The 5,584-nt window shown below is 68.8% G+C and carries 2 protein-coding genes; both read left to right on the top strand.

What is annotated here, in order from left to right:
* Positions 1 to 5,175: Ig-like domain-containing protein (locus AB4Y91_RS16725; protein ID WP_441419543.1), on the top strand; the 5,175-nt coding region annotated here is incomplete at its 5' end.
* 150 nt (positions 5,176 to 5,325) lie between these two features.
* The coding region (locus AB4Y91_RS16720; RefSeq protein WP_441419542.1) for a hypothetical protein at positions 5,326 to 5,584 on the top strand (259 nt) is incomplete at its 3' end.

Here is a 5,584-nt window from a genome sequence, read left to right as displayed (position 1 = left end):
GTGGATGTGCCGAAGGCGTCCGCGTCGCCGTCGTATGTGTTCCGGGTGAACCGGGACGTGGTGGTGCTCAATGATGTGAATTCGGGCAATGTGTGGCTGGTGAACCAGAACATGCAGCTGGTGAACAACTGGGACGACGTCATCCCGCCGCAGCAGACCTCGGACGACGCGGACAAGGACTCCGCCGACGAGGTGCAGCAGACCGTCCTGCCGGACCGCACCAAACCCAACAGCCCGCCGGTCGCCAAAGCCGACACCTTCGGGGTCCGCGCCGGCAAGACGACCATCCTTCCCGTGCTGGACAACGACACCGACCCCGACGGCGACATCCTCACCGTCCGGTCGCCGGAACCGCTCAAATCCGGGCTGCTCGCACCGATCTACGGCGCCACCGGCTTCCAGGTCAGCGTGGGCGCGGACAAGACCGGTACGGAAACGTTCAAATACACGGTCGACGACGGCCGCGGCCTCTCCGCCTCCGCCGACGTCACGCTTAACATCGTCCCGCCCGGGGAGAACTCCGCCCCGCGGCAGAAACCGAACAGGAACACCACACTCGTAGTCCAGGCCGGCAAAGCGGTCAGCCAGAACATCCTCACCGACTGGACCGACCCCGACGGCGATGACGTGTTCGTCGTCGGCGCTGCAAGCAGCGACCCCCGCGACCAGGTGAAAGTCCGGCCCGACGGCCTGCTCAGCTTCCAGGACTCCGGCTCCGAACCCGGCCGCAAGACCGTCACCGTCACCGTCTCCGACGGCCGGTCCACGGCCGAAGGCAAGGTCACCGTGGAGGTGCGCCCGCCAGGAGCCCTGCCGCCGATCGCGAACGCGGACCACCTCGTGGCCGTCGCCGGCGTGGACACCGTGATCGCCCCGCTCAAAAATGACTCGGACCCGCAGGGCGGGGCGCTCCGTCTCGCCCAGGCCACCCCGGACGGCAACTCCACCGCCACCATGGGCGCCGACCAGCAGACCTTCACCTTCAACTCCACCGCCCTCGGCGCACACTACGTCTCCTACCTCGTCACGAACGGGCCGGCCAGCGCCCAGCAGCTGGTCCGGGTCGACGTCGTCCCCGGCGGCGGCGACGGAGCACCGGTCGCGGTCCGCGACACCGCGCTGTTGCCGGCCGGCGGCAGCGTGCTGGTGGACGTCCTCGGCAACGATTCGGACCCCTCCGGCGGCGTCCTGGTGGTCCAGTCCGTGACCGCCGCCGATGGACTGCCGCTCAGCGTCGCCGTCCTGGACCACTCCGTCGTCCGGATCACCGACCTCCGCGCCCAGGGCCAGCTCAACGTCAAGTACACAATCTCCAACGGCAAGTCCTCCGCGAGCGGCGAGATCGCCGTCCTGGTCGTCCCCGCGCCGTCCAAGCTGCAGGCGCCGCAGGCCAAACCCGACGAGGCAACCGTCCGTGCGGGCGACGTCGTCACCATCCCGGTGCTGGAGAACGACACCGACCCCAACGGCGGCAAGCTCACCCTCGAACCGGTGCTGGCCCAAAAGCCGGACGCCGCCGACGGCCGCACCTTCACCGCCGGCCAGACGCTGCGCTTCATCGCCGGCGAGGTGCCGAAGACGGTCTACGCGATCTACAAGGTCACCAACGCCTCCGGACAATCCGACTCCCAGCAGGTGTCCATCCGGATCCGGGCCCGCGACGACGAACGCAACACCCGCCCCGAACCGAAGAACCTGACCGCCCGCGTGGTGGCCGGCATGACGGTCCGCATCCCGGTGCCGCTCGACGGTGTGGACACCGACGGCGACTCTGTGCAGCTGACGGGCGTGGACAAGGCCCCCGCAATGGGCACGGCCGTGGTCAAGGACGGCTACCTCGAATTCACCGCCGCCGGCAACGCCGCCGGCACGGACACCTTCAGCTACCGCGTCCGGGACCGGATCGGCGCCGAAAACACCGGCACCGTGATCGTCGGCATCGCGCCGCGGGAAATCAATAACCAGAAGCCGATCGCGGTTGACGACGCCGTGGACGTCCGGCCCGGCCGCAAGATCGCCGTCGACGCCCTCACGAACGACTCGGATCCCGATGGGGACCCGATCAGCCTGGTGCGCAACGGCTTCGAGGCCCGCCCGGAGCTCGCCGTCGAGCCGGCCGACGGCGGCAAGGTGCTGCTCACAGCGCCGGGCGCCGCGGGCAACGAGAGCGTCAGCTACAAAATCCAGGACGACAAAAAAGCCCAGGGCAGCGCCGTGATCCGGGTCCGGGTCAGCCCGGATGCAACCCTTAAGGCCCCGCTCGCGAAAGACGACGTGGTCACCCCGGCGGAGACCCTCGGCAAGTCCGCCGTCGACGTCCCGGTCCTGAAGAACGACGCCGACCCCGACGGCGTCGCCGCAGAACTCAAGATCGGCCTGCCGGACGGCAATCCGAACGCGCGCGTGGCCGGCGACGGGACCGTCCGGGTGGCCCTCGCGCCGAAGGACCAGCTGGTTCCCTACACCGTCACCGATGTGGACGGCCAAAGCGCGACGGCGGTCATCTGGGTCCCCGGCCAGGGTGAACAGCACCCCACCCTGGCCCGGACCGAGGCCGTGGAGGTGATGGCCGGCAAGGAAATCACCCTGGACCTGGGCGAGTACGTCCGCGTCAGGGAAGGCCGTACGCCGCGGATCACCCAGGTGGACAAGGTCAAGGTCCAGGGCGCCGAGCCGGACAACGTCGTGGCCGGCAACGGGAGTAAGCTGCGTTACGCCGCCCTCAAGGACTACGTGGGCCGGGGCTCGGTCACCTTCGAGGTCACCGACGGCAGCGGACCCGAGGACCCGGCCGGGCTGAAGTCCACGCTCAGCATCATCACCAAGGTCATCCCGGACCCGAACGCCAACCACCCGCCGACGTTCAGCGGCGCCACCCTTGAGGTGCCGAAGGCCGAGTCCGCGAGCCTGGAACTGGGCAACCTGGCCAAGGACGTCGACGCCGGCGACCAGGACAAACTTAAATTCGAACTCGACGGAACACTCCCGGAGGGCTTCAAGGCCACGCTCGCCGGCGCCACCCTGAAAGTCACCGCAGACTCCGCCAAGGCCGCGGGCTGGAAGGGCAGCATCCCGCTCAAGGTCACCGACGGCCGCTCCGATCCTGTCCGGGCCACGGTGGCGGCCACCGTCACGGCCTCAAACCGGCCACTGCCGGTGGCGAACGAGGACGTCGTGGAGAAGGCCAACGCCGGCAAGGCGGAGACCGTCAACGTCCTTGCCAACGACTTCAACCCCTTCTCCGACACGCCGCTGCGGATCGTGGCCGCCACCGTGGAAACCGGCTCCGCGGCCGGGCAGCCCGCGGTGGCCGGGGACTCCATCACGGTCACCCCCGCCGGCGGCTTCAAGGGCGTGATGGTGGTCCGCTACACCGTCATGGACAAGACCGGGGACCTCTCCCGGCAGACCGACGGCCGCGTCCGGATCACCGTCCGGGACAAGCCCGACGCCCCGTCCGCGCCGAGCGCAACGGACGTCCGCAGCCGGACCGCCGTGCTCAAGTGGACGCCGCCGTCGGACAACGGTGCCGCCATCACCAAGTACACGGTGCGCTCCGGCAACGGCTTCAGCCAGGATTGCGCCACCACCACGTGCACCCTCAGCGGACTGACCAACGACGTCAAGTACGTCTTCACCGTCACCGCCACCAACGAGGTGAAGGAATCCGATCCCTCGCCGGCCTCCAACGAGATCCGGCCGGATGAAAAGCCCTCGCCGCCGGAGGCTCCCACGGTCAAGGCCGGGGACAAGAACATGGTGATCGCCTGGCCCGCGGCGAAGACCGAGGGCTCCGCGGTGAAGAACTACAACCTGGAGATCTCGCCGCCGCCGGCCAGCGGAGTCGCCGTGAAGAACGGCGTGACCGGCCTGAACTACACCTGGCCGGCCCTGACCAACGGCGTGCGCTACAAGGTACGCGCCCAGGCCGTGAACGAGCTCGGCCCCTCCGACTGGGGACAGTACTCCGCCGAGGACAACCCCGCCGGCGTCCCGGCCGCCCCGGGCGCGCCGACGACGTCGGTGGCCTCCGCCGTCGGCACCTCCAACCAGCTCAAGGTGGACTGGGATGAGCCAAACACCAACGGCGACGCGATCAAGAACTACTACGTCACGATGAGCGGCGGCGGCGGCGCGGACCAGACCCAGACCGTGGCCGGCACCGTGCGGACGGCGAACTTCACCGCCAACAACTCGGAAGCGTCCTACACCTTCACCGTGCAGGCCGAAAACAAGGCAGGCAAGGGCTCCGCCAGCGCGGCCTCCGCGCCGCGCCGCGCCACCGGCAAGCTCAGCCGGGTCTCCGGCGTGAGCGCCGCCGAGGCCAACACCGGCGGCGCCGGTCGGGCCATCACCATCAACTTCCGTGAGCTCACCGCTGCGGAACGCAACGGCTCGGCCTACTCCGAGGTGAGTTACACCTACCGAGCCAGCACCGGCCAGTCCGGGCCGATCAGGCCCGGCCAGACCGTCGGCGGGTTCGCCAACGGCGCCGCCACCACCGTCACGGTGACGGCCAACTCGTCCGTCGCGCCCAGCTCGGACGCCAGCACCGGGGCTAACGCGAACCCTTACGGCTCACCCGGCACCCCGTCGGCCTCCGGCATCAACGGCGCGGAAAACCAGCGGAACCTGACGTTTAACTGGGCCTCGCCGGATGCCGGGAGCCACGACATCGCCTACACCCAGATCAAAATCGACAACGGCGGCTGGGAACGGGTGGGCCCCTCGGGAAGCCGGACGGTCAACACCGGCGGCTTCAATGAACGGCACACGATCCAGGTCCAGACCGTCAACTCGCGCGGCACCGGCGGCCCGCTCGCCTCGGCGTCGGCCCAGTCCGGGGCAGAGAAGACGCGCTGGTCCACCAGGCTGAACTCCGGCATGGACCGCAGCTGCACCGACCTGCCGGGCGCCACCTCCTACGACCCGCAGAAATTCACCTGCGACGGCAAGAGCGGTTACGACCGGCCGTGGATGTCCCACTTCGACAGCTTCGACGTGATGTGCTGGAAGCCGCACGGCACCACCTACAGCGGCGACGGCCAGTGGTACTACATCATGCGCGGCTCACCGAACCAGACCCGCTGGATCCAGTCGCTGCACACCACCATCGGTTCGCCGGCACAGAGCGGCGTACCACTGTGCACCTTCCCGACAGGAGCCACGCCATAACCCGCCCCGGGCCCCGGCCGTCACCCTCCGCCGGGCAGTCCTCCCCATCGCGCTGCCGGAGATCGTTGGGTAGGCTGTCGCGGGAAGTGGGGGACCGGTCTCGGGTCCGCCGGGGGAACCACCACACAATTTTGAAGGAAAGCTAACGCTGTGACACGTCTTTTCGCCACGCTGGGTGCCAGAAAGCCGGGTTCCACGAAACCGCGATCACGCACGCGCCGCAAGTTCGTCACGGCCACTTCGTTTGTGGCTGCTGCTGTGGTGTTGGTGACGGGGGCCATCATCTATCCGGGGTTTAAGACTGCTGAGGTGGAGTTGAACGATGGTGGTGTGTGGGTGGTGTCGAAGGCGAAGAATGCGGTGGGGCGGTTGAATTATCCGTCGCGGGTGTTGGATGGTGCGGTGACGC

It is taken from the genome of Arthrobacter sp. YAF16 (assembly GCF_052113385.1).
Lineage (GTDB): Bacteria > Actinomycetota > Actinomycetes > Actinomycetales > Micrococcaceae > Arthrobacter.
The sequence above is the reverse complement of the archived record's forward strand: the minus strand, read 5'-3'. Positions and strand labels throughout refer to the sequence as shown.